The following is a 26,307-nucleotide window of genomic DNA, read 5'->3' as shown; positions in this document are numbered from 1 at the left end:
AACTTTAACACATCCCCAACACCCGCCGGCGCCTACGCCCGCCATTTTTTGATATTTTTACACATTAGAACGGCCTTTAACATGAAAGCAGGAAAAAAAATCATCCGTGTGGCGCTGATATCGCTGGCTGCCTTGTTGCTGTTGACCGGCATCGCAGGCGGTATTCTCTACAGTCAGCAACAGCACCTGACCCAACTGGCAGTGGATGAACTGAATAAACAATTTGCCGGTGAACTGGTACTGGAGAAAAGCAGCATCTCCCCTTTCAGTAATTTTCCCTATGTATCCATTGCCTTGCACCATGTTCGTTTTTATGCCAACAAACGCATGGACGGGAAGCCGTTGTATGAAGTGGAGAAGCTATACGCCGGTTTTAGTCTCCCTGATATCCTGCGGGGACGTTACCAGGTGCGTATTGTCGTAGTGGCTAACGGTAAAGTGGACATTGCCCGGGCCGCCAATGGCGACGTAGACCTGATCAAGGCCCATACTTTTAAAAGCGACAGCACCGCTGCCGCTGTTGCCGACAGCGCGGAAGCGCTGAGCCTCGATCTGAAAAAAGTGATCCTGAAAAATATCGACGTCACCTACCGGGACGCCGCTTCCGGCTGGAAAATCGTGTCCCATATCGATAAGGTTAAAACCTCCTTTAAAATGGAAGGCGACAGCATGGCGCTGGAGCTGGACAGTAAAATGCTGTTCGACTTCACCAGTCGCACCGACAGTACCTTATTCCGCAACCGGAAGGTGTCGCTGGACGTGAAAGGCAACTACGACGTCAGCAAAAAGCAACTGGCCCTCTCTCCCAGCACCATCCGGCTGGAAAACGCCAGCCTCTCGCTGGCCGGCAGTGCCACGCTGGGCAAGGAAACGATGCTGGACCTGCAGGTAAAAGGCGACCGGCCGGACCTCAACCTGCTATTTGCACTGGTACCCAATGATATTGCCACCATGATGGAAAAATATCGCCGCGATGGCCGCATCTTCTTCGACGGCACGGTAAAGGGAAAGCTGTCCAAAAATGAAATGCCCGCCATCCGCGTGAATTTTGGCTGCGAAAACGTGTGGTTCCAGAATAAAAACATTGACCGTAAAGTAGATTCACTGGGCTTCAAAGGATATTATACCAACGGCGACGCTCATACGCTGAAAACATCAGAGCTTCACCTGCTGGATATCAACGCCAAACCGGGACAGGGTATATTCAGGGGTAATTTCGTGATGAAAGACTTCACCGATCCGCATATTGTGACGCAGGTGTACTCGGAGCTGGACCTGAAGTTTGTGGGCGAATTCCTCGGTATCAAAGACCTGGAACAATTACAGGGACAGATCGCCCTGAAAATGAATTTCAAAGAGCTGGTAGACATCCATCTGCCCGAACAACAGCTTGCTAAACTGAAAGAGGGCATACAGAGCGAGCTGACCGTCACCAACCTCGAGTTCCGTATCCCCAACTATCCCCTGCCGGTGCGTAAAATGAACTTACATGCGCAGGTCCGCAATGGTAGCCTGTTGCTGGACTCTATCGCTTTTCGTATAGGCAATTCCGATATTAAGGCGGGTGGCTCCATCAGCGACCTCCCCGCTATTTTTCACGCACAGCAGAAACCCATCGCCGTAACATTCCGGGCTTCCAGCAACGCTATCCATCCCGGAGAACTGATGCTGGCAGATACCACGCATAAAATACTCCGGCAGGAAGTGATGACCGGTTTTCACGTAGGCCTTGCCTTTGAAACGTCTGTACAAGAGTTGCTGCATCCCAACCCTTTGCCGAAAGGCACTTTCCGGCTGACCAATCTCCGTGCGGCCTTCAAACAATATCCCCATGCGCTGCATGATTTTGGCGCAGATATCGCTATTAACGACACCAGCCTGCTGGTACGCAATTTCAGCGGTCATATCGACAGCAGCGGTTTTGCCTTCAAAGGCCGGTTGAATAACTACCCGCTATGGTTCGATAAGATCAAAAAAGGACGTACCGAGCTGGCATTCGACCTGAAGTCAGACCGTATAGCCGTCAACGATCTGATTGGCCCCCGCGGCCGCAAATTCATCCCGCAGGGATACTGGTATGAAGAAGCCGGCAAACTCTGGCTGCGGGCCAAACTCAACATGCGTTATGATACCGTATTCAAACGCGTGGACGCCCGCATTGCCAATATATCCGGCACGCTCAAACAACATCCTATTCAGCTGGAAAATATCAAAGGCCGGATACGGTACGGCACCAACCGTTACCTGGTGGTAGACACGCTCACCGGTAAAATCGGCACCACTGATTTTGACATGAACCTGAAGCTCTATGCCGGTCCTGACCGCAAAGGCAAAGAGCGCAATAATTTCTTCAGCTTCAAATCACAATACCTGAACATCGACGAGCTGATGAACTACGACTTCACGGACCACACAGCCCAGGCCCAGGCCCCGGTCAAACGGACTACCGCCCGGGAAAATGACAGTCTCCACGCGGCCGGTTTCAATATCTTCAAAATTCCGTTCAGCAATTTTGACGCCCAGGTCAATATTGGTAAAATACGCTACCACCGCCTCTGGATGAAGGAAGTGCTGGCCAATGTGCATATGCAGAAAGACCAGCGCATCAAAGTGGACACTATTTCCCTCCGGATGGCCGGCGGCCATATCGGGATGCGCGGCATCCTCAACGCTTCCGATCCTGCCAAACTCTACTTCCGCAGCGGCATCCGGCTCGACAGCGTGGACATGACCAAGATGCTGCTGAAGTTCGACAACTTTGGCCAGGACATGGTGCTCAACAACAACCTGAAAGGCAAACTCACCGGGCATATTAAAAGCCATGTGCGGCTGCATCCCGACCTGACGCCCGTGCTGAGCGAAACAACCGCGAAGATGGACGTGGAAATCCATAACGGCGTGTTGCTCGACTTTGGCCCCATGCAGGCCATGTCGTCCTATTTTAAGGATAAAAACCTGCGGATGGTGCGTTTTGACACCCTGCGCAACAAACTGACCTTTAAAAACGGAACACTGGAAATTCCCAAAATGAATATCAATTCATCGCTCGGTTATATAGAGGTATCCGGCAATCAATCGCTGGACCTTCAGATGAACTACTATCTGCGTGTACCCATGAAGATGGTGACGCAGGTAGGTTTCCAGGCCCTGTTTGGCCGCAAGCGGGAAGAAGTGGACCCTGACCAGGTAGACGCCATTGAGAATGCAGATAAAGGCAAGAAGGGGCGTTTTATGCATATACGCATTTCAGGCACGCCGGATAAGTACAAGGTGGGGTTAGGGAAAGCGAAGAGTATTTAGGGATTTTTTGATGTACGATTTTGGAATTTTGGGACTGGATAGCGAGATAAATAAAAAGCGGATGTATCAGAAGTTTTGATACATCCGCTTTTTTAGTTCCCAAAATTCCAAAATCGTACATCAAAAAATCCCTAAATATTAATACCCGGGGTTGCGGGTCAGCTTGGGATTCAGCGCCAGTTCTATTTCCGGGATCGGGAAAATACGGCGGAACACATCGTTATCTTTTGGTTTAAAGCCCCATTTGCCTTCAAACTTACCGAAGCGGATCAGGTCATTTCTTCTCCACCCTTCCCAGGCAAATTCACGGGCGCGTTCCACCAGCATTTCATCGAGGTTAATGCCCGCGGCAAGTGCAGCACCTGCGCGGGTGCGTATTTTAGACACCAGTACATCCGGCGTTTGCAGCTCTCCTTTCACGGCGGTGGGCGCTGCGCCCCGGAGGATGGCTTCCGCTTTCATCAACAGCACGTCTGCCAGGCGGAATACCGGCATATCGTTGTTCTGGAAGCGGGTGGACGTGTTGATGTTTTTGTCGGGATAAAATTTGATGGAGCGCGCGCCTTTCAGTTGACCGAGGAGGTCGTTGCCCACGTCCAGTTTGCCTTCGCCGCCGGGTTTGAGTTTCATTTCAGGCGTGATGGTCACCCACCAGTCAATTGGCTGATCGGGGCCTTGCGAAGACGCGTCCAGCGTTTTAGTGCTGGTGCGGACGATATTTTTGGAGCCGTCTTTGTTGTATTGACCGCCAGCCAGCCAGGTATTGTTGCGCACGTCGTTGGGCAGGTTAAAGAAAGCGTAGAAGTCGGCGACGGTGCTGAGCGCCACACTGGGACCGAAAGCGGCCGGCAGGTCGAACTTCTCTTTCAGGAAGGAATGCAGTCCGAAGCGGGTAAAGTGCATCCCGGGGATCAGGTTGGCGTCGTACGGGATGGCGAAGATCGTTTCTTTGATCTGCGGGCCGTTATCTGGTTTGAAGATCGCGGTGTAGTCGGACTCCAGTGTGTATGGCGCGTTGGTCAGGATGCTGTCGGCCATGGCCACGGCGTCGGTGTAACGGGGCGTGCCGGTATAGTATTCCGCGTTGAGGTACATTTTCTCCAGCAGGGCGTAAGCCATCCATTTGGTGGCACGGCCGTAGGTGGAACCGTCTACTTTCGACGGCAGGTCCGGCAGGGCGGATTTCAGCGAGCTTTCGATAAAGGCGAAGACTTCCTTGCGTGGCTTCGTTTCCGGCAGTGTAGGCACCGGATAGGCGTCCAGGATGGGAATATTGCCGAAGGAGTCCATCATAAAAAAGTAGAACAGGGAGCGCATCGCTTTCAGTTCAGCCACCGCAGTGTTCCGCTGTGCGCCTTCGGGCAGGCCTTTAGCGAGGTTCATGGCGTTATTGGCGATATTGATACCACCGAAGCCCCACTGCCACGAGCTGATCACGAAAGGCAGGTTACCGCTCCAGGTGTGGAGATGCAGGAAGCGGTATTTGCCGCCGTCGTCGTAGTTACCGTCGCGGGCCGGGATGATGGCTTCATCCGTGCTCAGTTCCTGCAGCATCCAGTAGTCTACTCCGTAGCTGAAGCCGGTACCGTTCATAAAATAGGTAGCGTCGCCGGATTTGGAGTTGGCCAGCTGGGCGTATACCGCGCCGATAGCGGCTGCGTAGGAGGCGTTGTTGGTCGGGAAGTTACCGGTCGTGTAACGGGATTCCACGTCCACATCCAGCTTACGGCATCCGGACAGGGCGATGGCCGCTGCCAGGGTTATATTCAGTAATTTATGCAGTTTCATAGTCATCAGTAGCTTAACGTTCATGATTAAAAAGTAGCGTTCACACCGAAAATGAAGGAGCGTGTTTTCGGGTAGTAGTTACGGACGTCGATGCCCGGCGTAAGGCCGCCCAGATCTATTTCCGGATCTATACCGCGGTAGCTGGTAATGGTGAACACGTTATTAACGTTGCCGTATACACGAATGGACTGGATATACTGGCTTTTTGTTTTAAAGGTGTACCCCAGCGTGAGGTTGTCCATCCGCAGGTAAGAACCATTTTCCAGGAAGCGGTCAGAGATGAGGAATGAGTTTTTATCGTTGTAAGACTCTCCCAGCGTGAATTTGGCGATATTGGTCATTTTGGCGTCAGTAGGCGTATTGATGGCGGCCAGGGTGGCGTTCAGAATTTTGTTGCCAGCCACGCCACGGATGAAGACTGTCAGATCGAAGCCTTTATACAGGAACGTGTTGCTCCAGCCGTAGTTGATTTTCGGTTGTGCGGAGCCGGCCACCATCAGGTCGGCAGTGCTGGGCGAAGTAGTAACGGAGCCATCTGCTTTCTGGTAGGTGGAGATACCGTCTTTGTCTTTCCCGAGATAGTGGAACAGGGTGAAAGTACCGATAGGTTGCCCTTCCAGTATCTTCTGGCTCCAGTTGCCTGACTGACCTTTACCGCCGAGGATCGCGGTAGGGATATCTTTCAGCGTAAACTGATCGTTGGCCAGCGAGCTGATTTTGTTGGTATTATGAGAAGCGTTGATGGTGGTCCTCCAGGTGAAGTTTGTCCCCCTGATCACGTCTGCATTCAGCACCACCTCAATCCCTTTGTTACTCACTTTACCCACGTTGGCCAGTAAGGTGGTGGCGATGTATTGCGTGGTGGACACCGGGTAGTTCCAGATCAGGTCGGAGGTCTGTTTGTCATAATAATCGATGGCGCCGCTGAGTCTTCCTTTCAGCAGGGTGAAGTCGACTCCGGCGTTGAACATGGCGGTACGTTCCCATTTCAGGTCGGGGTTGGCGTTTTGCACGGGTGCGATAGCGTTGATGAGCTGACCGTTATCATAGTAGCGGCCTACGGTGCTGTATTGCAATTGTGCAGTGAGCGGATCGAAGCCGAGGGAATTACCGGAGATACCGTAGCTCACGCGGAGTTTCAGGTCATCCAGCGCGCGTACCGTTTTGAGAAACGATTCCTGGCTGATACGCCATCCCACGGAGGCAGCGGGGAAATAACCCCAGCGGTTGTTTTTACCAAAAGCAGAAGAGCCGTCGTTACGCAGGGAGGCCTGTACGTAGTATTTATCCGCGTACTGGTAGTTGATCCTGCCGTAGTAGGAAATGAGGCGCAGCGTGGTAAGGGTGGTCTGGGCGGAGTTATCGAACACGATGGTACCTGCGGGCGGATTGCTGAGCGCGAGGTTGTTCCAGGAGAGCGCGTCGCTGCCGAAGCCTTGTGTAGTAACACCAAATCCGTCACCACTGCGGTCTTCCTGCCAGGAGTATCCTGCCAGTACTTTAAAGTTGTGTTTACCGAAGGTTTTATCGTAGTTAAAATAAGACTCGATGATATTACGTGTATTCGCCCACGATATACGGTTGGCTTTTCCGCCGTTGCCTTTGGCGAGGACGGAGAGGCTGTTGTAATAGACGTTGCGGTTGAACTGTTCCCGCTGGGTGGTGAGGCTGGCCGTATAGGTAAGACCGGATAGGATCTTCACTTCCGCGAGGCCGGTGGCCAGGAAGCGGGAAGATTTGGTCTGGTCTTTATTGTTGGCGATAAGCGCTACCGGGTTGTTACTGCCGCGGATATTGCCGGCGTAGTCTTCCGTAAAGCTGCCGTCGGGGCGTGTAACCGATACCGTAGGCAGGTAGTTGAGCATGTTGTACAATACCGCATCCGGCACATTGTCCTGCCTGGTGGAAGAATTGAACACGGAGAAGTCGAGGCGCAGGCGGTCGTTAAAAGCGCGCTGACCAACGTTGGCGCGTACACTCAGCCGGTTGAGCGAAGAGCCCCTGATAATACCGGGATTATTGAGGTAGTTTACACTGAAGCCGTAGGTGGTGGCTTTGGAGCCGCCCATAATGGAAAGGTTATGGTTTTGAGATACGCCGGTACGTTGTACTTCGTCCTGCCAGTTGGTGTTCACCAGCTGTTGCGTCCCGGGGATCGTATCGTTGTTGATAGGCGCCAGCACCTGTCCGTTGTCTGCGAGGTATTTGCGGAGTTCGTCACCGGTGAGCACTTCGAGGCGTTTGGCCACTTTCTCCACGCCTACATATGCGTTGTAGGCGATGCGGAGCTGGTCTGTTTTAGGGCGGCGGGTGGTGATCATGATCACGCCGTTAGCCGCTCTGGCGCCATAGATAGCGGTAGACGCACCATCTTTCAGTACGTCAATGGTGGCGATATCATCCGGCGCCACCAGGTCGATGGGAGCACCCGGTACGCCATCAATAACATAAAAAGGCTCCTGCGCACCGGAGCGTAAGGTAGAGGGACCTCTCAGGATGACTGTTGGCGACTGGTTAGGATTCCCGCTTTTGGTGACCGTGAGGCCGGGCACCTTTCCCTGCAGCAGCATGGATGGGTTGGCGATAACGCCCTGGGTGAATTCACCGGCGCTGACAGAGGAGATGGAGCCCACCACGTTTTTTTTGCTGGTTTTACCGTAACCGGTGATCACCACATCATTGAGTTGGCGGAGTTGTGGCGTAAGTGATATATTCACGGTGTGTTGTCCGCCGACCGTTACATCTTTGCTGTCGTACCCGAGGAAAGCGATGTGCAGCGTGGCATCAGGGCTGCTCACTTCCAGTTTGTACAGGCCATCGATGTCCGTTACAACACCTGTTTTAGTACCGACTTCGGAGACGCTGACACCGGGAAGCGGTTGTTTTTTTTCGTCTGTGATCTTACCCTGGATATTGAATTTTCCCTGGGCTTGCGCATCGTGTGACAAGAGGCAGATGCATATGACCATGCACGTAAAAGCACAGAAAACCTTTACGTAAAAATTCAGCAGCTGGCTACTGAAATAAAGTTTGTTCATAAAAGTGCGCTTTAATTTAGGCTGTGTGAAAATGATGATTGATTACCGGGCATACGGATGCCCGTGAAGAAATTCAAATGACGTGCGTTTCAGTGATTAGTTCGTGGAATTGTACATCTGTAAGGCTTTTCGGTTGATAAAGATGTTTATAAAAAATACTTTTTTTTATCGATTGTCCGAAGGATGATGTACATAAAGATCCACCATGCGAGTGCGAACTGACCGCAGTGATTTTCTTCATTGATAAGCAGGTTTGTAATAAAATTGATTTTGTAAAACTAGAAAGGGGAAACAGGATTTAATAGCGAATGGTGTTACCAGATTATTAATAATTAAGCGTGTAAACCATGGTCAACCTGGGTGATCATCTACCGGAAAAAGAAAATAAAAAAGGTGTATCCCTGATGGACACACCTTTTAAAACAATGTATTTGATTCCGCGCTTATGCTTTCTGCAGCTGCATTCTGGCCTTGATCATTTCGCTGACGCGATAGACCATCCAGATACTGATCATGGTTAAAGCGGTCATCAGATAACCAACGATATCATAATGTTCCAGCGGACTGCTTTTATCTTTCTGCGTGACAATCATGCCTGCAATCGCTGCTGCAACTCCGCCTGCAATTTGTTGCAAGGAAGAGTTGATACTCATAAAAGCGCCTCTGTCTTCCATATTGGGCACTGCGCTGATGAGTGCATTAGCGGGAATGCTACGCCCGAGGATTCCTATCATCAGCAGCACATTCCAGGTGATCACGATCACGAGCGGCGTAGGGCCCAGCTTTGTATAGATGAGTGCGATGATGATCATCCAGATGGCGCCCATGGCGAACAGTTTGAATTTATCAATGCGGTCTGCCAGCTTGCCTACAAAAGGCAGTATCACCAGTGCTACGACACCGGACACCATGAACAGGAAAGGCAGTTGTTCGTTCGTAAGGCCGAGGTTATTGACGGCGAACGCGCTACCGAAGGGCATCATCAGGAAGCCCCCGATGGATACCAACGCAGTGGCAGTATACCCCATCCTGTACTGTTTATTGGCAAACGTTTTCCATAAGTGTGCCAGGGGTGATTTGTTTCGCTGCATTTGCAGGTGCTGGTTCACTGGTTTTAATTTTACCTGTATCAGCACCATTACCAGCATGGCAAAGCCGGCCACCAGCAGGAAAGGCATCCACCATCCATAGCGGTTGGCGAAGAAGAGGCCGATCGGCACGCCTAACACCTGGCTGGCGCCGAAGCCCATCATCAGAAAGCCCATCACCCGTCCCCGATGATGAATATCAAACAGGTCGGTAACGATGGCCATGGAAATGGAAGCGATCACGCCGCCGAAAAGGCCGGTGATGATACGGGCGGCTATCAGCAATGGATAGGTGTGCGCGAGGCCGCAGAAAATAGTACCCAGGATAAAGCCGCTGTAAAAAAAGGTAAGCAGCTTTTTACGGTCGAAGCGGTCGGCAAATCCTGCTGTCAGCAGGCCGGAAGCCCCGGCACTGAACGCATAGGCGGAAACCGCCAGCCCAAACTGGCTGGGATGGAGGTCCATGGATTTCATGAGCAGGTCTCCCATGGGCGACATGATCATGAAATCGAGGATGACGGTGAACTGGGTGAGCGCCAGTATCAGCACAACAAATTTTTGATACCCTGTAAAGGGCACCTTAGTGGTATCTTTTTGCATGTGAATTAAAAATTGAAAATAAGGGCTGAGATTACGGTTTTAAAGCTTTTACAACGACTTCAAATGTTTGACGGAGCAATTCGTCGGTTAGTATAAATGTTTTTGTAGTAACACCGCGGCCTTTATAATGAAAGCGCAGCAGGTTGTACAGCGGTGCAAACGCCACCGACCACCAGGCTTCCACCGGAAGCGGAATCAATTCTTTTCTTTTTATCGCACCTTCCACAAAACGCTGCATACTGTTATGGAACATGCTACTGATGACAAATCCGGCTTTTTCACCATAGCTGGACATTTGTATCCTTTCTATAAACGCGGAAGACAATGGATTCGCCTTCAGATAAATGGCCCTGCTCGTCCACTGTTGCCACAGGCCCGTTTCAAAAGACTGGTCCGGATCAAAGTCTTTTAAAATAGCGTCTGTCAGCCGGACGCCCTCTTCCATGGCCACCTGTATGATCAGATCGTCTTTGTCTTTGTAGTAAATATACAAAGTGGCGACGGAGATACCGCAGGCCTTTGCCAGGCTGTTGACCGAAAAGTTTTCTATACCATTGGTCGCTACCATCTGCATCGTCATTTGTCTGACGAGTTCCATTTTTTCCGTGTTCCGGGTCCGCATATTTTTATTCTACAAACGTTTGAGAGCACAAAAATAAGTGAATGTTCGCTTATTTATGTTTTTTCCTACAGATTTTTTTTCGGGAGACAGGAAGGTTGCCGCTGCTCAGCGTACTTTCAGCCATTGCAGTAGTGCTGTCAGCATTTGCGATTTATAGTCCGTCATATCGCGGGGATTGGCGGTATTGCGGAAAAAATGGTCCACGGGGTATACTTTATAGGTAAGGTTTTTCTTACCGAGGCGCAGGAATTCGAGCGGCAGGTAATCGAGGCTGTATATGGGGGAATTGGTATCGTGGATGCCCGCCACCACAAACAGGGGAATATCGAGTTGGGCAAACTGCTGCACCGGCGGTTCTGCGCCGTAGCTGGCCCAGCGCTGGTAGGTATTATTTTCCCAGTCTTTCCGGGTATCCTGCGGATGCCGGTAGATATCTTCAAACCGGCGGAGCAGCGAATCGATCCGGCGCTGGGCCGCCTCGTAGGAAATATGGCCTTTTACAGCTTCCAGGCGAGCGTCGTGTATGAAGTCGTACAGTTGATTGAGGCCGCTGCCGAAGACGCTGGCGCAATGGGTCACTCTTTTATTGAGCACCGCCACCTTGGGCGCCACCTGTGCCCCTTCCGAGTAACCATACACCACCACGCGGCCGGCGTCTACCGGGAACTTCGCGCACACCACGTCAATTACCCGGGAAGCCGCCTGCGCACGCCATTCAAGGCCGCCTTTATGCCGGTAGATATACGGCATGGGCAGCAGCCGGTCCACGTCGTCCATGGTTACTGTATCCCGTTGCACCTGTATGGTGTCACAGAACGGGACGCCTGGCTTGCTGATCATTACCACATGGAAACGGTTAGCCAGTTTCAGCAGGTCGTGGTCGAAGGTGTTCATCACCTCCATACGGTGCGGCTGCTTCACCAGCAGGGCCAGCGGCAGGTGACTGGAGCCATCCAGTAGTACTAGCAGGGGCTTTTTGGTTTGCAGACCGTCAGTGGAGATATAGTAACGTACATCCCCCAACGCCGCATCGTGCAGCGTATAAGCGTTCAGGTGATAATCCGCCGGGGTTACGGGTTGTGCGTTTAAGCCGGTCGTCAGCCATAATAAAAGCAGGCAACCGGCCCATCGGTATAAGCGAAACATCATACCCTTAATATACGAAAAGTATTAACGCAACGCCACCACCGGATTTGCCCGCGCCGCCTTTATTGCCTGCAGGCAGATAGTGACGAGGGTAATGAGGACAGCCAGCAATGCCGTGGCGGCAAACACCCACCACCCGATACTGATACGGTAGGCAAAATCCTGGAGCCACCGGTCCATAATCCACCAGGCCAGCGGCGACGCCACTACGATAGCAACGGCCACCAGCTTCAGGAAATCTCGGGACAACAACGTGACGATGCTGGTCACGCTGGCGCCCATCACCTTACGGATGCTGATTTCTTTGGTCCGCTGCTCCGCGGCGTAGGTCACCAGTCCGAACAACCCGAGGCAGGAAATCAGGATAGCGAAACAGGTAAAGGAAACGAAGATCTTACCCGTACGCTGGTCGGCCGCATAAAGGCGACTGAAATCGTCGTCCAGGAAGGTATACAGGAACGGCTGCCCTTCCATGCCGGCCACGCTGTGGTACTTATCTTCTATTTTACTGAGCAGCGCAGGGATATCACCGGTGCGGATACGGAAAGCCATCATATCCGGCCGTTTTGCCAGGTGCAATACAATCGGCGGTATCTTCGTACGCAATGAACCGCTGTTAAAGTCTTTTACAATACCGATGATACGCAGCGGTCTATTACCTTCAGCATTCGAGTACAGGAAACGGTCATTCAGATCGGAATAGCCCAGCAGCTTAGCCGCTGTTTCATTGATCAGCAGCGTGTTGCTGTCGGAAGGCATTGCCGGCGAGAAGTTACGACCTGCGGCCATCTGCATTCCGAGCGTATGGAGATAATCTGCGTCCACTCTCCATTCAAACAGCCCCATTACCTGTCCGGCGCTGGCAGCGGCATCCTTAGCGAAAATGCTGGTGTTCATAATGGTGGATACCGGCAGAGCGTCAGCCATGGTACCGGCCTGCACACCCGGCAGCTTCAGCACCTCTTCCTTAAAGGCTTCGGCATGCGCCCAGAGCGACTGTGTATTTTTTAATACCACCACCTGCTCGCGGCTGTAGCCCAGCTTTTTATTGCGGATATAATTCAGCTGGCTATAGATTACCAGTGTGCCTACAATCAGGATCACCGCCGTAGAGAATTGGAACACCACGAGGCTGTTGCGCAACCATCCACCCCGGAAGCCTGTCGCCAGCTTTCCTTTGAGCACCTGCACCGGTTCAAACGAAGAAAGGAAAAATGCCGGGTAACTACCCGCCAGCAATCCCACCACAAAAATGGTGGTCAACATACCCAGTAATAACCACTTGCTAAGCAACACGTCCGGCGTAATCGCTTTACCGGCCACCTGGTTGAGATAAGGCAACAACAACAGCGCCACCGCTACCGCTATCAATGCGGCTATCGTTGTCGTCAGCATAGACTCGGTAAGGAACTGCGTAATGAGGTTGGAACGTTGCGAGCCCAATGCTTTCCGCACGCCTACTTCCCTTGAACGGCCGGCAGAACGGGCCGTAGAGAGGTTCATAAAATTGACGCAGGCTATCAACAGGATAAACACTGCTACTATCGTGAATATATATACGTACTGGATGTTACCGCCTGGTTCTACCTCGTTGGTGAAAGGAGAATACAGGTGTATTTTGGTGAGTGGCAGCACATCATACCGGAAATGACCATTGCTGCGTTCCAGCTCTTCAATACTGCTGCCGATCATCGCTTTCAGCGGGCCGTCCATATAGGTTTTAGTCAGCGTTTTCAACTGACTGAGGAGCGTGGCTTCGTTGATCCCCGGCCGTACCAGCAGGTAAGTATCATAGTTATCAGCCATCCAGGCCGTATTACGGCTGTCTTCCAGGCTGGCCATAGACTTGATAATGTCGAAGTGCATGTGTGAAGCGGCCGGCACATCTTTAATAACACCGGTCACCATATAATCATCCGTATTGTTGATATGCAGTGTTTTCCCAACAGCTGCCGCGGTGCTACCGAAATACTTTCCGGCCATCTTTTCTGAGATGACCATCGTATAAGGTTTGGTGAGGGCCGTTTTAGGATCGCCGGCCAGCATCGGCAGGGTAAACACATCAAACAAGGTGGAATCCGCAAAACCGGCGTTGTGTTCCATCAGCGTTTCATTCCCCTTTTTGATCAGGACGGAGCGGTCCCCGAAACCGCGGAACCGCACATAATTTTCGATGCCCGGAAAGTCTTTCCTCATGGTAGCACCCAGCTGTGCCGGCGTATATCTTTCCCGGAAAGCGTTGCCATTCACCAGGAAGTCCGCATTCACCCGGTAGATACGGTCAGCCTTCTGATTGTACCGGTCGTAACTCAGTTCATCGATCACAAACAGCGTGATCAGCAGACAGGTAGCCAGCGCTACTGCAAGACCAAAAATGTTAATAGCAGCATATCCCTTGCTGCGTGCAAGATTCCTGACAGCAATTTTAAAATAGTTCCTGATCATTGAACGGTTGGATGTTTGCCCTTATGTTAAAAAGACAATGCCATATTTTAATACATTGAAAATCAATATTTTATTTTTTGCATTTCAAGATAAATGTACGGTTTTAAAACATGCTTTGTCCATTTCCGGACAAGCTGCCGGCTAGTGTTCCATGATACGGTTTTCCCGTACATCTTTCAGGTGTGTCATGATATGCGGTGGTAACAGCGGGCTGTCAAACGGCAGGTCTATGGATGCTTTCTCAAAGTTACGGGCATGCGGCACACGATCGAAGATTTCATAGAGTGCTATGGGTTCTTCCGTGAAACTGACGCAGGTGCTGATGAATGAAAGTTCATTGACCTGGAAACCGGGGCGTTTCATTTTATCTTCCACGTCTTTCAACCGGCCTACAAAATGGCGCTGCCGGATAAAAGTGGTGCTGTTCATGATAATGAAGAGATAATTGGCAAACGAGGTGATCTTACCGTAATACATGTGATTGTCGCGTCCTGTCCGCTCTACCAGGTACTCGTCCCCGGAGCGGTATATCTCCAGGGAAGAGCGCCAGATGCGGTCACCCTCTTCCTGTTCCCGCATCGGCAGATTGCGGTTGTAGCAGTACCAATAACCCACCAGGTGCTCCAGCAGCTTATGGTTGACCGGCGCCAGCGGGATATTGATCTTCAGTTCATGAAAGGGAAACCCTTCCGTGGCGGTATTGATAAAATCGATGTAGTTCGTGTACCCGAGTGCGTTAGCGATAGTATTCAACCGGGAGAAGTTAGGGCTGCTGATGGCGGCCGCTGCTGTCCGGTTTTTCCATGGTTTTAGTTTTTTGATGACCAGGTGTTCGTAGAAATAATTATCACCGAAAGCCAGCGGGGCTGCAGCCGTTCTTTTCTTCTTCCGCTGTTTGTCCAGCAGGGCGTTAAACTCACCTGCCACATGCGTCCACTCTGTTTTGGAGACGTCTTTCCATTCTTTTTTACGGAGGAAATGCCAGGAGATATAGTTCATCAGGCGTTCCAGGTTAACCAACTCTTCCCTTGTCATGATAATACGATTTTAAGACGAAAAAAAGACGCTGTAAGATAATCAGAAGATTCGGGTATTATGGGAAAAAACGAATTTACTTTCAAATAAAAACAACGAACGATGACAAGTATCACACACACCACACCCCGCATCCGTGCAGGGACTAATTTCAGACAAGACCCGCTATGGCAAAGAATTGCAGCCTTTCAGCCGGATGACCCTACCGCCCCGCAGCCCTTCTCACGAAAACTGGCCCGGGAAAACGACTGGAACGAACGTTTCACCAGCAGGGCCATTACAGAATACCGCCGCTTCGTGTATCTCTGCTGCATCTCCCCCACCGGCGCTTCTCCTTCATATGTGATCGACCAGGTATGGCACAAACACCTGCTTTACACGGAGAACTACTGGGACGAATTCTGTGAAAAGGTCCTTGGCCGGAAACTCCACCATCACCCTTCCAAGGGCGGCCCGCCGGAAAAGACAAGACACGACGACTGGTTTATACAAACGCTCCGGCTTTACAAGACTGTTTTCAATGAAAGTCCTCCTGCCGACATCTGGTACAATACCCCACGTTCTCCCCGAAAACGCCTCCGCGACTTCTTCTTTCCACGGCTTCTCCCCTTGTTATTACTCCTCAGCTTCCTGCTAACAGGCTGTACTCCCGGCGGAACAGTGTTTGGACTAATCATACTGGCCCTGCTGGCTTATAACACCGCCCGCAAAAGCAGTAAAAACCCCAACAAGGGCGATTCCTCCGGCAGCACCTGCGGCGGCAGCAGCAGTAACTCCTGCGGAAGCAGTTGCAGCAGCAGTTGCGGAGGCGGATGCGGCGGTTGTGGCGGAGGAGGCGATTAAGCCTTCCACCATTATTCACCTCAAAAAAAATTACTGATGCGAACCATTTCCAGACAAACAAGTTATCTCCTGCTGACGGCCAGCGGTGCAGCCGTCCTTACCTTCCTGCATTTTGTTTATCACCGCTTCAATCCTTTTCACCTTGCAGGTAAACAGTTCCTCGGCTTTTACAGCCTGTTGCTGCTGTTTGCGCTGGGCAACGTGTTATTGCTGTGGCGGCAGTATCCCCGGATGGCCGGTCTGGTCAACGGGTTTTGCCTGCTGCTGGGCATTGCCCGGCTGATACAGGGCATGTATCACCATAAACCTGTCGGTTACCTGATGTTGTTGTTGATGTTCCCCGTCATCATTGCCTTCGCGCTGAAATCCTCCGCAGACAATCCTTCCTGACCTTCCCTTTTCTTTACAGGTAACTCAGCCACCATTGCCGGTGCGCAGCGCGGTACCGGTCAAACCAGCGACAGGGCCTGTATAGTGCCGCTACCACCCCGATCCAGATAAGGTATACCAACGGTAACGCATATCCGAATTCAGCGGGCCTGAACCAGAAGGGCACCTGCGCTATCTGTGCGGCGGAATGCCCGGTAGCAAAAAACACGATCACCAGCAAGGCGTGCAGCAGGTAAAAATGCAGCACGTAATAGAAAAAAGGCACCCGGCCATAGACGGTTAACACGCCGCTCCATTTTTGTTGCAGGTTTTCAAATGCTGCCAGCGCCAGCAGTGCCGGGCCAAGGGTCATCGCTGCATATTGCAGGGACGGCGGATACTTACTGGTGTCGAAGAATGACAACATGTTGGACCAGAGATCAGGATATATTTTACGGGGAACAGGATTACCATACAGGTTGATCCATCGGAGCAGCACAAACAGCGCGACTAATGTCACACCGGCCATGACCAGCCGTTGTTTTCTTTTTGCTGCGGGGAAGTCGCGGATAAACCAGCTGCCGATGCTATAGCCCAGCAACATAATGCCCGTCCACGGTAATATCGCGTAAAATATACCGAGTAAATGGGTGGCATCCAGCGGCACCACGGCGCCGCGGGTGGTCAGCAGTATCTGCCACATCACCGCTGCGGGACCTTCGGCCGGAAGTTTCATATAGTCGACCACGTTATGACCGAAAAACAACAGGATACCTGCTATGAGCACTGCTTTCCGCGACCACCAGCTCAGCAGTCCCAGTATCACCATGCTCCATCCGATGGCCCATATCACCTGCAGGATAATAAAATTAAAGGAAGGGTTGAAAGTCAGTCCCAGCGTTATCAGCGTTACTTCCACCAACACCAGCCACAAGCCTCTTTTAATGAGGAAATACGCTGCGTCCTGCCGGGTTCTCCGTTGTGCCGCCAGGAAAGCCGACACGCCGGAGAGAAAAACGAAAGTGGGCGCGCAAAAATGCGTGATCCAACGGGTAAAGTACAGCATCGTACTGGTAGTGGACGGATCGAGCGGGTCTGCCGTCATGGCCGTACGATGAAAAAAATCGCGGGTATGGTCCAGTGCCATAATTACCATCACGAGGCCACGCAGCACATCAATGGACGTTACCCTGTAGGGGGTGGTTGTGTTCATGTGGACGGTTTTAAAAAAAAGTCAGCCCGTCCGGTAATGGGTACCAAACGGGCCGACGGTGTAACGACTATAAATATACGTTATCTTTTTTCATATGCCGGTGTTGCCGGCGCTTTATATCCTTTGGACTGCAGCAGTGCTTTAATTTCTGTGATACCGCGTTCGAGTTGCGGATCGATGCCTCTGGCCATATCGCCCAGATTTTCATCGACCTGGATATCCGGGTCTACGCCGTGGCCTTCCGGGAACCAGGTACCATCGGGGTAATACATACGGAAGCTCGGGGCTGTCACATCACCGCCGTCGATCAGGGTAGGTGTGCCGGAGTAGCCGATCAGGCCGCCCCAGGTGCGGGTGCCGATCAACGGGCCGAGGCCTCTTTTACGGAAATAGTCCGGAAAAGCGTCGCCGCCGGAGCCGCTCCAGCCGTTGATCAGCATTACTTTGGGGCCGAAGTGGCCTACCAGTGGCGCTGATACCAATGCTCCGTCGCGGGTGGCCCAGTAAGCCAGCGGTTTGCGGTTGAGCAGTTCAATAAAACGGTCGGGTATCTGACCACCGTTATTGAAACGTTCGTCGATGATCAGTGCGGCTTTGTTCCATTGGGCGCTGAACTGGCGAACCAGTTCGTCCTGCCCGTCGATGCCGGTGCTGGGAACAAAGATGTAACCTACCTGGTTGTTGGTCGCTTCCGCCACATGTTTGCGGTTGCTTTCAATCCAGGCCAGATGGCGCAGGCGGTATTCGTTGCCGATAGCTTTCACCACCGCTGTTTTTGCGCCTTCAAAAGAAGGACGGGTATTGTAGGTGATCTCGACGGCTTTGCCGGCCAGTCCCTGGAAAGCGCTGAAAGGCTCACTGGCGGTCGTCAAAGGCACGCCGTTCACCGCCAGGATATAAGTACCTTCCGGTATATTGATGCCCGGTTCATCCAGCGGGGAGCGGGCTTCAGCGTCCCATTCGGCGCCGCGGATGATACGTTTCACTTTATAGAATTTGCCATCCGCTTCCCAGTCACAACCCAGGTATCCTACATTCATTTCCTTCGGTGTTTCCAGGTCGCCACCGGACACATACGCGTGGGAGGCGTTCATCTCCGCGATCATTTCACCGATCACAAAATTGACTTCCTCACGGGTACGGGCGCCTTCGAGGATGCGAGCATATTTCTGTTTCATTTCGGCCCAGTTAACGCCGTGCATGTTCGGATCGTAGAAGAAATCGCGCTCTATGCGCCATGCTTCGTTGAACAGCTGCTTCCATTCCTGCATCGGGTCCAGCAGCATGGTCATTTCGTTGATGCGGAGTTTTTTGTCCACCTTCTGGTTCGGTCCCAGATCGATGATCGCGTAGCGGTCGCCTGTAACGAGGATTTTTTTGCCATCAGCAGACACCTGGTACTGGCCCGCGTCTTTGATGATTTCTTTTTCCTCGCGGCTGTCGAGATCATAATATTTCAGGGTAACAGACCGGTCGCTGACGCCGGTGTTGGAGGCGTTGTTGTAAAGGATCTTGCCTTTTACCGCCGTAAGCCGGGAGTAGTTGCCTGCTTCCACCGGCAGCTCGTATAACCGGGCTTCGATATTCTCCAGATCTATTTTTACTTCGTTATTGTTTTTAGCGGTTTCTTCTCCCCCTTTCTTTTTATCTTCTTTTTTGGGAGACGACTGTGCGGAGTCTTTACCTATTTCCACCGCATCGTTTTGGGTGGATGTCACCGGCGGTACGTCTTTACGCAGGCTGATCGCAGCCACTTTGGTGGTATTGGCGTAGATGAAGCTATTCTCCACATCGCTGTAGATCGGCTTAAAGGTCCTGTTGGTAAGCAGGTAGAGGTATTTCCCTTCCGGATCAAACACCGGGTCGATGCTTTCGTAGAAGTCGGCCGTTACCTGATGACGCTGATTGCCTGGCACATTATAGAGGAAAGCGGCATTGTGCAGGTTATCACAGTCACGGCTATACGCCAGCCAGCGGCTGTCGGACGACCAGCTGCATTTCCAGGTGCGGAGGGCGTCTTCCGTATAATGCAGGGCTTTGTCTATGTTAGTCACCTTGCCGGAGGCCACGTCCACAATATGGATCCGCATTGTCTGATCGATGAAAGCTATTTTTTTATTGTCGGGCGACCAGTAGGCGTGGTAGCGAAAGCCTGGCCCGATATGGGTTACCTGTCTGGCAGCTTCTTCTTTGCCATTTTCGGCGATCCACAGTTCGTAGTCACCGGTCTGATCGCTCCACCAGGCGATATATTTTCCGTTGGGGGACCAGGACGCATCTCTTTCAGCGACGCCGCTGGTGCGGGTAAGGTCTTTCACGAAACCATTTTCAGCAGGCAGGGAGAATACTTCGCCGCGGGCGCCGATGAGGGCGCGTTTACCGTCCGGGCTGATGTCTGCATACTGGATATCTTTATCCGTTTTAATGGTGCGTGGTTTCAGGGTAGCCACGTCAGTAGTGATATTAATTTTCACTTCTCTGGACTGCTGGGATTCCAGGGAGAGGGTATACAGTTTGCCACCCGCTTCGTATACGATATCGGTTGGTCCCATGGCAGGCGTATGCACGTCATAGTCGGTATAATGCGTTACCTGCTCAAAGGTTTTGGTATCTGTTTTATACCGCCAGAGGTTCATTCTTTTCTCCGGTCCGCGGTCAGACAGCAGATAGACGTAGTTGTTATACCACATCGGAAATTCATCGCCGGCGTCGCTTTTAGCGGAGATATTTTCTGACTGGCGGGTATCGAAGTGATAAATATGGATGTTGGCTTTCATACCGCCGCGATAACGTTTCCAGGTGCGGGCGCTTTGCGAGCGGATGGCCACGGCGATGCTCTTACCGTCTGGCGAATAGCTGCCGAATTCGGCGTAGGCCAGGGGCAGTTTAACGGCAGTGCCACCGGTTTCAGGAATCGTATAAAACTGGTTGAAGCGTTCTTTGGTGCTTTCGCGGCGGGAAGAGAACAGTACCTGTTTGCCATCCAGTGTCCAGTCGATGACCATATCGGGGTTACCGTGCTGGGTGAGCCGAAAGGGCACGCCGCCGGTCACCGGCATCACATATGCCTCCAGATTGCCGTCGTAGTTGGCCGAGAACGCGAGTTTGCTGCCGTCCGGCGAAAAGCGGGGGTACATCTCCATCCCGGCGGGAGAGGTCACCCTGATAGCGGTACCGCCCTCTTTGGGGACCAGCCAGATGTCGTTGGCATAACTGAAGGCGATCTGCGTACGGGAAACGTCCGGGTAGCGGAACAGGCTGGCGCTTACCTGCGCATAGGAATGGGCGCCCAACAGGCACGCCATGGCCAGCATAACGTTTTTCTTCATAAGCGGTTGATTGTTAAAGGGTCTTCTCCGGAGGTTGATTTTTCCGGATAAACGAATGTAGCAAAAACGAAACATTTTATTTTAAATTATCTGTGTCGTTTAAAAGACGACTGTGCCGCAGAAAAGTTGCTTTTTCTGCAGGATTTTTTATCTGATTGGCCGTTCACGGCTGCAGAACTACAGCTTTCTTTCCAATAATACGATTGACGGCAGGAATAATACATCCCCTGGCATTGCGTATGCAACAGCCGGCAACAGGAGTAACCTTGTCCCGGGATAACAAAAGGGCGTAGCAGGAGGTCCTGCTACGCCCCGCGTAAAAAGGTCAGTGTAAATGCAGCTAAGAGTAAGCCACCAATTGCCGCAGGTGATGCTCCAGGTGGACCACATAATCTTCTATGAGAAAAGCCAGTGTGACCGGTTCCGGGCCGCCGGCATAACCGCGGCGCTGCAAGGCATCTTCCGGTATATGGCGGGCGATGCCCAGCAGCAGCCGGTTAAACCCCTCCCAGCTGTCGATCAGCTGACGGGCGGGCTGGAGCTGATGGTAACTATAACGGTTCCATTCATTCTGATGATATGTGATGCGGGGTGTTTCTTCAAACTGCACGCGTACAAAACGCTGATGGTTATTGGCGGCGCTGTCTATCAGGTGGCCCAGTATTTCTTTTTTGCTCCACTTTGTGGGAAGAGGTTTAAAAGTGAAATCTTCTTCACTGATATTTTTTAGCAAAGGCGGGATGATATTACACAGGTGTTCCCAACGATCAAGGCTTGCTGCGATCATATGATAAGTTTATAAGTCCATAAATTCCCAGGCGCTCTGGTAAGCGTTCTGTGTTTCTGCGTAGGCGATGAAGCCTGCGTAGAAAGGTAGTTGTGATAAAGTGGCGCTATCGCCCACCACGACCAGTTTTTTCCGTGCCCTGGTCATGGCCACGTTCATGCGGCGTATATCGGAGAGGAAGCCGATGTTGTTATCGGCATTGCTGCGGGTCATGCTGATGTACACCACGTCCCGCTCCTGTCCCTGGAAGCTGTCGATCGTATTCACGGAAATACTGGCGGCATGTGGCTGTAGTTCAGCGGCATGTTGCAGCTGTTCCTGCAACAGGTACACCTGTTGTTTGTAAGGTGAGATGATCGCAATTTCCGGGAAAGTATTGTTGCCCGGTTGTGCTTTCAGCGCAGCTACCAGCTGCAACAGATGGCGGAACAGGAAGGAGGCTTCTTCAGGGTTGGAAGTGCTGGTGCCTTCTGTTTTTTCATCGAAGCCACAGCCGGCGGTATCCACGAAAGTCAGCGGCAAGTCGTCTGCAAACAGGCGATGGCCGGCCACCGTATGATGGGCCTTTAGTTTGTTGTCATAAAAAACAGCCGAGGCATACCCCATGATCATTTCGTTCATGCGGTACTGTTCTTCCAGCAATACTACTGCTTCCGGATGCAGCGCCACACTCTTTTCCAGGAGTGTATTGCTGAGTCCCTGACGTGCCGCTTCGGCCGACTTGATGGTTGGCGGCAGCTGGCAGTGATCACCGGCGAAAATAACCTTCTGCGCTTTAATGATGGGTATCCAGCAGGCAGGTTCGAGCGCCTGGCCCGCTTCATCGATCACGACGGTTTTATATCGCACATTCCGTACCGTGTAATGGTTGGCGCCAACGAGCGTAGCGGTGATCACCTGTGCTTTGGCAATCAGATCGTCCGTGATGTATTGCTCTGTCTTGTCCACCTCTTTCATGATTTTATGTGCTTCATCAAAGAGGGCTTTACGTTGCTCCCTTTCCGCCTTGCCGAAGTTACGCTTGTACTTATGCGCCATATTTTTAAACTCGCTGGCTTGTTTCTTCAGGCGTTTCACTTCCTTCATGCTGGCGTGTTCGGACATTTTACTGTCGAGGGTGAGCGATGACAGTCGCGCTGATACGCGTGCGGGGTTGCCCACGCGCAGTACATTGAGTCCTTCATCCGCCAGTTTTTCACTGAGCAGGTCAACAGCCGCGTTGCTGGGCGCTACCACTAATATTTTCTCCTGGTCTTTTCTGATCAGTGCCTTGATAGCCTGTACCAGCGTAGTAGTTTTTCCGGTGCCCGGCGGGCCATGCACGATCGCCAGCTCGTTGGCCGACAGGATTCTATTGACGGCTTCCCGTTGTACGGAATTCAGTCCCGGCAGTGTTACCGGTGGCGTTATAGCGTCAAAGGTGGGTTTTCTTTCACCAATAAGAATTTTCACGAGATGACCTTCCGGCTTGTCTGCCAGGGCAGCCGCTTGTTTCAGCGCCTGTTGCATCTCATCGTAGCTATTGTCATCGAACAGCAGATCGATGCCCAGTTTGCCGTTGTCGGCCCATTCCGGCAGCTCATCCGTACGTAATGTCAGCTTCAGGCGGTTGCCTCCCTGAAAGGTAACAGTGCCTTCTACCCTGTCCTGTAACGGATCATGATTGGAAAACAATACCGCAGATACGCCGAAACGCAACTGGTGCGCTATATCCTGGTGAGTGGTACGTTCCACTTCCACGGTGAGATAATCCCCCCGGCTCATTTCCGTGCCCCTGATGGCCACCGGGTACCAGGTAAGGCCGTTCGTTCTGCGTTCTGCTGCAGATGAACTGGCTGTCTGGCGGAGCCAGGATTGTTTATCTTCTTCTCTTTCCTGGCGCAGCAGCTGAAAGAGCTTATCGAAATATAACATTGAACTTTGATTACGCTGATTTTGACTGATTTTCCTGAACTATGATGGTCATGATTATAATTGGTCCTCCTTGATATGCTGACTGATACCGTTTTCCACATCAGCGCCATCAGTCGTCATCAGGATCATGATCGTTTCAGGAGCTGTACAACGAGAGATACGTTTTATCAAACGTTCGGGCGAGCAGTGCTTTTTTATCCATCATAAACTGCAGGCAGCCGGCATCTCCCCAGCAGAAGCCCACTTCCTGGTCGGAGTCTACCTGGAGCAGCAGGGTCATGTCCTTTTCTGCGGCATCTGCGGCTTGCTGATCGCCTTTGAAGTGCTTCAGCAGGGCGTTGCGCGCATTTTTTGGAGAGTAGTCGTACGGTTGGCCAACAACGAGGTACATGGCCGCTTCTATATTGTGATCATCGTGTTGTCCGTCGGGGTAGCCGCCTATGCGGGCCACGCCGTCCGTCAGTTCCGAGCAGAGGTCGTCCATGGCGTCTCCTTCATCGTCAGAGAGCACTTCATAGTCTGCATAAGCATAGTTAGGCGGCATCAATGCGGCCACAGGTTCCATACGGTATCCGTTGAACCTCCCCTCTTGTTCCAGGATGGTAACGGCTGGAGGCGGTGTACGCTGCAGTCCGGTTTTGCCGGCCACATATATCACCTTATGGACGATATTTCTGGCCGTTTCCAGGTCGCCCATGAAAAAATACAGGACACCTGCGGGTGGCAACAGCTGTTCTGTTTCCAGCGGATAGACGGTCTCCAGGTCCAGCTGTGCGACGAAAGTCATCGGCGCCCCTGTTTCTGTTAAAGGCCACGCAAAACCTGCCGGCAGGTCAGGATCGCCACCTACACGGGAATTACCGGGTTGCTGGTAATTTTCCTTTGCTGCCCGTTTAAAATTCACAATGGGACGGGCGGCGGATAATACATAATCGGCTACGCCCGTAAGTTCGAATTCGAGGATTAATTCTTTATACTGTTCAATAGTCAAGACTACAATATTTACATGGATAACAAAATGGCTACATAATGGCATACCGCCCCGGAGAGTACCAGCAGATGCCAGAGTGCATGGGTGTATTTGTATCTGTCCCACAGGTAAAAGATCACGCCGATGGTATATAAGCCGCCTCCTACGCACAACATAACGATGACTGACAGCGGCATGTCGGCGAAGAAACGTTTGCCGCCTACCACCAGTATCCAGCCCATTACCAGGTAGATGAGCGTGGAGATGATATCGAACCGTCCCGTGAAAAAGACTTTAAACAGGATGCCTATTGCCGTAAGGCCCCACAGCACCGACAACAGCGAGATCCCGAAAGCGTTGTTCATATACACCAGCAGAAAGGGGGTATAGGTACCGGCAATCAGGAAATAGATGCTGATATGATCGAAGATGAGAAATACTTTTTTGACGGCCGACTCCTGGGAGATATGATAAATCGTTGAACAGGTAAATAACAAAATAAAACAAAAACTGTAGATCCCTGCCCCTACAATGCCCGGCGTATTACCGTGCGTGGCAGCGATGCTTGTCAGTACCGGAAGCCCGCTGATACCGAATACGATGCCAATAGCATGTACCAGTCCGTTTACAATTTCCTGCTTCCGTGTATAGCCTGTTGGTGAAGCTGTCATTCCCATGAGTCAAAAACATTTACCGGCTGTAAATGTAGGACAAACCATGGAGCCGCCGCGATAGAGATTGTCTATAGGATTATCGTTTTTTGAGGAATCCGCCCACCATTTCTCCGTTGGTGATCGTCAGCTCCCCGCCTGCTTCGTTATAGAGCTTACAGGAAAACTTCATCTTTACCTTCAGGCCGTAATATCCCGGATAGCCGGACCAGTCTTCCGCGCTCATGATGGTGAAGGTGCCGTTGGGCTGGCCGGTGGCGCCGTTCAGCGATGTCCAGGACACTCCTTTTTCATCCGTCCAGTTAAGCAGCATACCAGTGCCGAAAGTCTGGTTGTTCATGATCATGTAATTGTAATTGCCCGGCTGGAAGAAGTTTTTGAATTCCTGGTTGCTCACAGCGTCAAAATTGGCCAGCATCCCTTTGGCGATGATCATTTCCGTTTTGCCCAGGGGGAGACTGGCGCTGCCTGCCCAGGAGATACCGGTGCCCAGCAAGACATCGGTGCCGCCGGTGGTTTGCGAAACGAGTACGTACAGGCCGGCATCCGTCACTTCCTGCATATAGTCTTTCCCGTTAGCCGTCATCTTGTAGTAAAAATCTGCCGGCGGCGTAGGTATTTCAGGACCATTGCCACTTACCTTGACGGTGACGCCGCAGGAAGATCCGCTGGTCTTCAGCGGAAAAATAAAGGAGCCCTCCTGTTGAGGCGTTCCCCTGCCCATCAGCGTGATCGTATATTTGCCGGTAGCGGTGAAGGTGCCGCCGCCGGTAAATTCCATCCCATTCACGTTTCCGGTTGTCAGTATCCATGCACCCGGCATGGCCACCTGCACCGTTACCTGTATTTTTGCACCGGCCGCCACGGGAGTACCGGCTTTAAAAGTACCGGTCACCACAGCGTCGGAGCAGCTGCCACCCTGGTGTTCGAGGGCATAGGCCGCCATCTCGGAAGGCTGCTCCACCGGATCTGTTATCGGGCTTTCCCTGGAATACTCTTTGGAGCATCCCCACAGGGAGATAACCGTCAACAGGGTGAGTAAAGTACGGGCGCAGTGTATTCGGAAACGTAAGATCATCATGGTTTGTATTAAATAGGGTGCAGCCACAAATATATTAACATAAATTAATAAGATCTATCTTTAATCAT

17 protein-coding genes are annotated in these 26,307 nt (G+C 51.8%); 3 read left to right on the top strand and 14 right to left on the bottom strand.

The genetic code is table 11. The annotated features are described in order from the left end of the window. Nucleotides 1-81: 81 nt before the first annotated feature. Nucleotides 82-3,300, top strand: a complete 3,219-nt coding sequence (locus tag B5D63_RS31840; RefSeq protein ID WP_078672937.1) for an AsmA family protein — start codon at nucleotides 82-84, stop codon at nucleotides 3,298-3,300. 138 nt (nucleotides 3,301-3,438) lie between these two features. Here the strand turns inward: B5D63_RS31840 and B5D63_RS31835 are convergent, their stop codons facing one another. From B5D63_RS31835 to B5D63_RS31805, 7 genes are all read right to left on the bottom strand, one after another. Further along, complete coding sequence (locus B5D63_RS31835) at nucleotides 3,439-5,112, bottom strand: RagB/SusD family nutrient uptake outer membrane protein (RefSeq protein ID WP_235021681.1); 1,674 nt, start codon at nucleotides 5,110-5,112, stop codon at nucleotides 3,439-3,441. A gap of 2 nt (nucleotides 5,113-5,114) precedes the next feature. Beyond that, entirely contained in the window at nucleotides 5,115-8,126 is a 3,012-nt protein-coding gene (locus tag B5D63_RS31830; protein ID WP_143313249.1) for a SusC/RagA family TonB-linked outer membrane protein, read from the bottom strand. Nucleotides 8,127-8,569: 443 nt separating this feature from the next. Next, nucleotides 8,570-9,814: an MFS transporter gene (locus B5D63_RS31825; protein ID WP_078672936.1), complete on the bottom strand. Its 1,245-nt coding sequence runs from the start codon at nucleotides 9,812-9,814 to the stop codon at nucleotides 8,570-8,572. A 31-nt stretch (nucleotides 9,815-9,845) separates the two neighbouring features. Further along, on the bottom strand, nucleotides 9,846-10,412 hold the full coding sequence (locus tag B5D63_RS31820; RefSeq protein WP_200817144.1) for a TetR/AcrR family transcriptional regulator: 567 nt from the start codon (nucleotides 10,410-10,412) through the stop codon (nucleotides 9,846-9,848). 129 nt (nucleotides 10,413-10,541) lie between these two features. After that, a complete protein-coding gene (locus tag B5D63_RS31815; RefSeq protein WP_078672934.1) occupies nucleotides 10,542-11,585 on the bottom strand; it encodes an alpha/beta hydrolase family protein in 1,044 nt (347 codons plus the stop codon). Between the two features lie 21 nt (nucleotides 11,586-11,606). After that, entirely contained in the window at nucleotides 11,607-14,027 is a 2,421-nt protein-coding gene (locus tag B5D63_RS31810; protein ID WP_078672933.1) for an ABC transporter permease, read from the bottom strand. A gap of 141 nt (nucleotides 14,028-14,168) precedes the next feature. Continuing rightward, a complete protein-coding gene (locus tag B5D63_RS31805; protein ID WP_078672932.1) occupies nucleotides 14,169-15,062 on the bottom strand; it encodes a hypothetical protein in 894 nt (297 codons plus the stop codon). 102 nt (nucleotides 15,063-15,164) lie between these two features. Between B5D63_RS31805 and B5D63_RS31800 the strand changes: the two genes are divergently transcribed. After that, nucleotides 15,165-15,905 (top strand): glycine-rich domain-containing protein, encoded by a 741-nt coding sequence (locus B5D63_RS31800; RefSeq protein WP_078672931.1) that lies wholly within the window; start codon nucleotides 15,165-15,167, stop codon nucleotides 15,903-15,905. A 36-nt stretch (nucleotides 15,906-15,941) separates the two neighbouring features. Continuing rightward, on the top strand, nucleotides 15,942-16,295 hold the full coding sequence (locus B5D63_RS31795; protein WP_078672930.1) for a hypothetical protein: 354 nt from the start codon (nucleotides 15,942-15,944) through the stop codon (nucleotides 16,293-16,295). A 13-nt stretch (nucleotides 16,296-16,308) separates the two neighbouring features. Here B5D63_RS31795 and B5D63_RS31790 read toward each other — a convergent pair whose 3' ends face one another. The 7 genes from B5D63_RS31790 to B5D63_RS31760 all read right to left on the bottom strand — a co-directional run bounded on the left by B5D63_RS31790 (nucleotide 16,309) and on the right by B5D63_RS31760 (nucleotide 26,239). Next, entirely contained in the window at nucleotides 16,309-17,487 is a 1,179-nt protein-coding gene (locus B5D63_RS31790) for an acetyltransferase domain-containing protein (RefSeq protein WP_078672929.1), read from the bottom strand. Nucleotides 17,488-17,567: 80 nt separating this feature from the next. After that, nucleotides 17,568-20,816 (bottom strand): S41 family peptidase, encoded by a 3,249-nt coding sequence (locus B5D63_RS31785; protein WP_078672928.1) that lies wholly within the window; start codon nucleotides 20,814-20,816, stop codon nucleotides 17,568-17,570. Between the two features lie 340 nt (nucleotides 20,817-21,156). Continuing rightward, the gene (locus B5D63_RS31780; RefSeq protein ID WP_078672927.1) at nucleotides 21,157-21,603 is read right to left on the bottom strand and encodes a DinB family protein; all 447 of its coding nucleotides are present in this window, start codon (nucleotides 21,601-21,603) and stop codon (nucleotides 21,157-21,159) included. Nucleotides 21,604-21,612: 9 nt separating this feature from the next. Continuing rightward, nucleotides 21,613-23,517: an AAA domain-containing protein gene (locus B5D63_RS31775; RefSeq protein WP_078672926.1), complete on the bottom strand. Its 1,905-nt coding sequence runs from the start codon at nucleotides 23,515-23,517 to the stop codon at nucleotides 21,613-21,615. Between the two features lie 136 nt (nucleotides 23,518-23,653). Then, on the bottom strand, nucleotides 23,654-24,508 hold the full coding sequence (locus B5D63_RS31770; RefSeq protein WP_159456248.1) for a YwqG family protein: 855 nt from the start codon (nucleotides 24,506-24,508) through the stop codon (nucleotides 23,654-23,656). Nucleotides 24,509-24,519: 11 nt separating this feature from the next. Next, nucleotides 24,520-25,164 carry a PAQR family membrane homeostasis protein TrhA gene (trhA, locus tag B5D63_RS31765; protein ID WP_200817143.1) on the bottom strand — a complete coding sequence of 215 codons (645 nt, stop codon included), beginning with the start codon at nucleotides 25,162-25,164 and terminating at the stop codon, nucleotides 24,520-24,522. A 73-nt stretch (nucleotides 25,165-25,237) separates the two neighbouring features. Continuing rightward, a complete protein-coding gene (locus B5D63_RS31760; RefSeq protein WP_143313247.1) occupies nucleotides 25,238-26,239 on the bottom strand; it encodes a hypothetical protein in 1,002 nt (333 codons plus the stop codon). Nucleotides 26,240-26,307 lie beyond the last annotated feature (68 nt).

The organism is Chitinophaga eiseniae (genome assembly GCF_900167135.1).
Taxonomy (GTDB): Bacteria; Bacteroidota; Bacteroidia; order Chitinophagales; family Chitinophagaceae; genus Chitinophaga; species Chitinophaga eiseniae.
Note: the sequence above shows the minus strand (reverse complement) of the source record. Positions and strands in the feature narration are given on the sequence as shown.

Coding starts and splice junctions, on each gene's coding strand:
- B5D63_RS31840 (WP_078672937.1), top strand. CDS start 82: ATGAAAGCAGGAAAAAAAATCATCCGTGTGGCGCTGATATCGCTGGCT.
- B5D63_RS31835 (WP_235021681.1), bottom strand. CDS start 5,112: ATGAACGTTAAGCTACTGATGACTATGAAACTGCATAAATTACTGAAT.
- B5D63_RS31830 (WP_143313249.1), bottom strand. CDS start 8,126: ATGAACAAACTTTATTTCAGTAGCCAGCTGCTGAATTTTTACGTAAAG.
- B5D63_RS31825 (WP_078672936.1), bottom strand. CDS start 9,814: ATGCAAAAAGATACCACTAAGGTGCCCTTTACAGGGTATCAAAAATTT.
- B5D63_RS31820 (WP_200817144.1), bottom strand. CDS start 10,412: ATGGAACTCGTCAGACAAATGACGATGCAGATGGTAGCGACCAATGGT.
- B5D63_RS31815 (WP_078672934.1), bottom strand. CDS start 11,585: ATGATGTTTCGCTTATACCGATGGGCCGGTTGCCTGCTTTTATTATGG.
- B5D63_RS31810 (WP_078672933.1), bottom strand. CDS start 14,027: ATGATCAGGAACTATTTTAAAATTGCTGTCAGGAATCTTGCACGCAGC.
- B5D63_RS31805 (WP_078672932.1), bottom strand. CDS start 15,062: ATGACAAGGGAAGAGTTGGTTAACCTGGAACGCCTGATGAACTATATC.
- B5D63_RS31800 (WP_078672931.1), top strand. CDS start 15,165: ATGACAAGTATCACACACACCACACCCCGCATCCGTGCAGGGACTAAT.
- B5D63_RS31795 (WP_078672930.1), top strand. CDS start 15,942: ATGCGAACCATTTCCAGACAAACAAGTTATCTCCTGCTGACGGCCAGC.
- B5D63_RS31790 (WP_078672929.1), bottom strand. CDS start 17,487: ATGAACACAACCACCCCCTACAGGGTAACGTCCATTGATGTGCTGCGT.
- B5D63_RS31785 (WP_078672928.1), bottom strand. CDS start 20,816: ATGAAGAAAAACGTTATGCTGGCCATGGCGTGCCTGTTGGGCGCCCAT.
- B5D63_RS31780 (WP_078672927.1), bottom strand. CDS start 21,603: ATGATCGCAGCAAGCCTTGATCGTTGGGAACACCTGTGTAATATCATC.
- B5D63_RS31775 (WP_078672926.1), bottom strand. CDS start 23,517: ATGTTATATTTCGATAAGCTCTTTCAGCTGCTGCGCCAGGAAAGAGAA.
- trhA (WP_200817143.1), bottom strand. CDS start 25,164: ATGGGAATGACAGCTTCACCAACAGGCTATACACGGAAGCAGGAAATT.
- B5D63_RS31760 (WP_143313247.1), bottom strand. CDS start 26,239: ATGATGATCTTACGTTTCCGAATACACTGCGCCCGTACTTTACTCACC.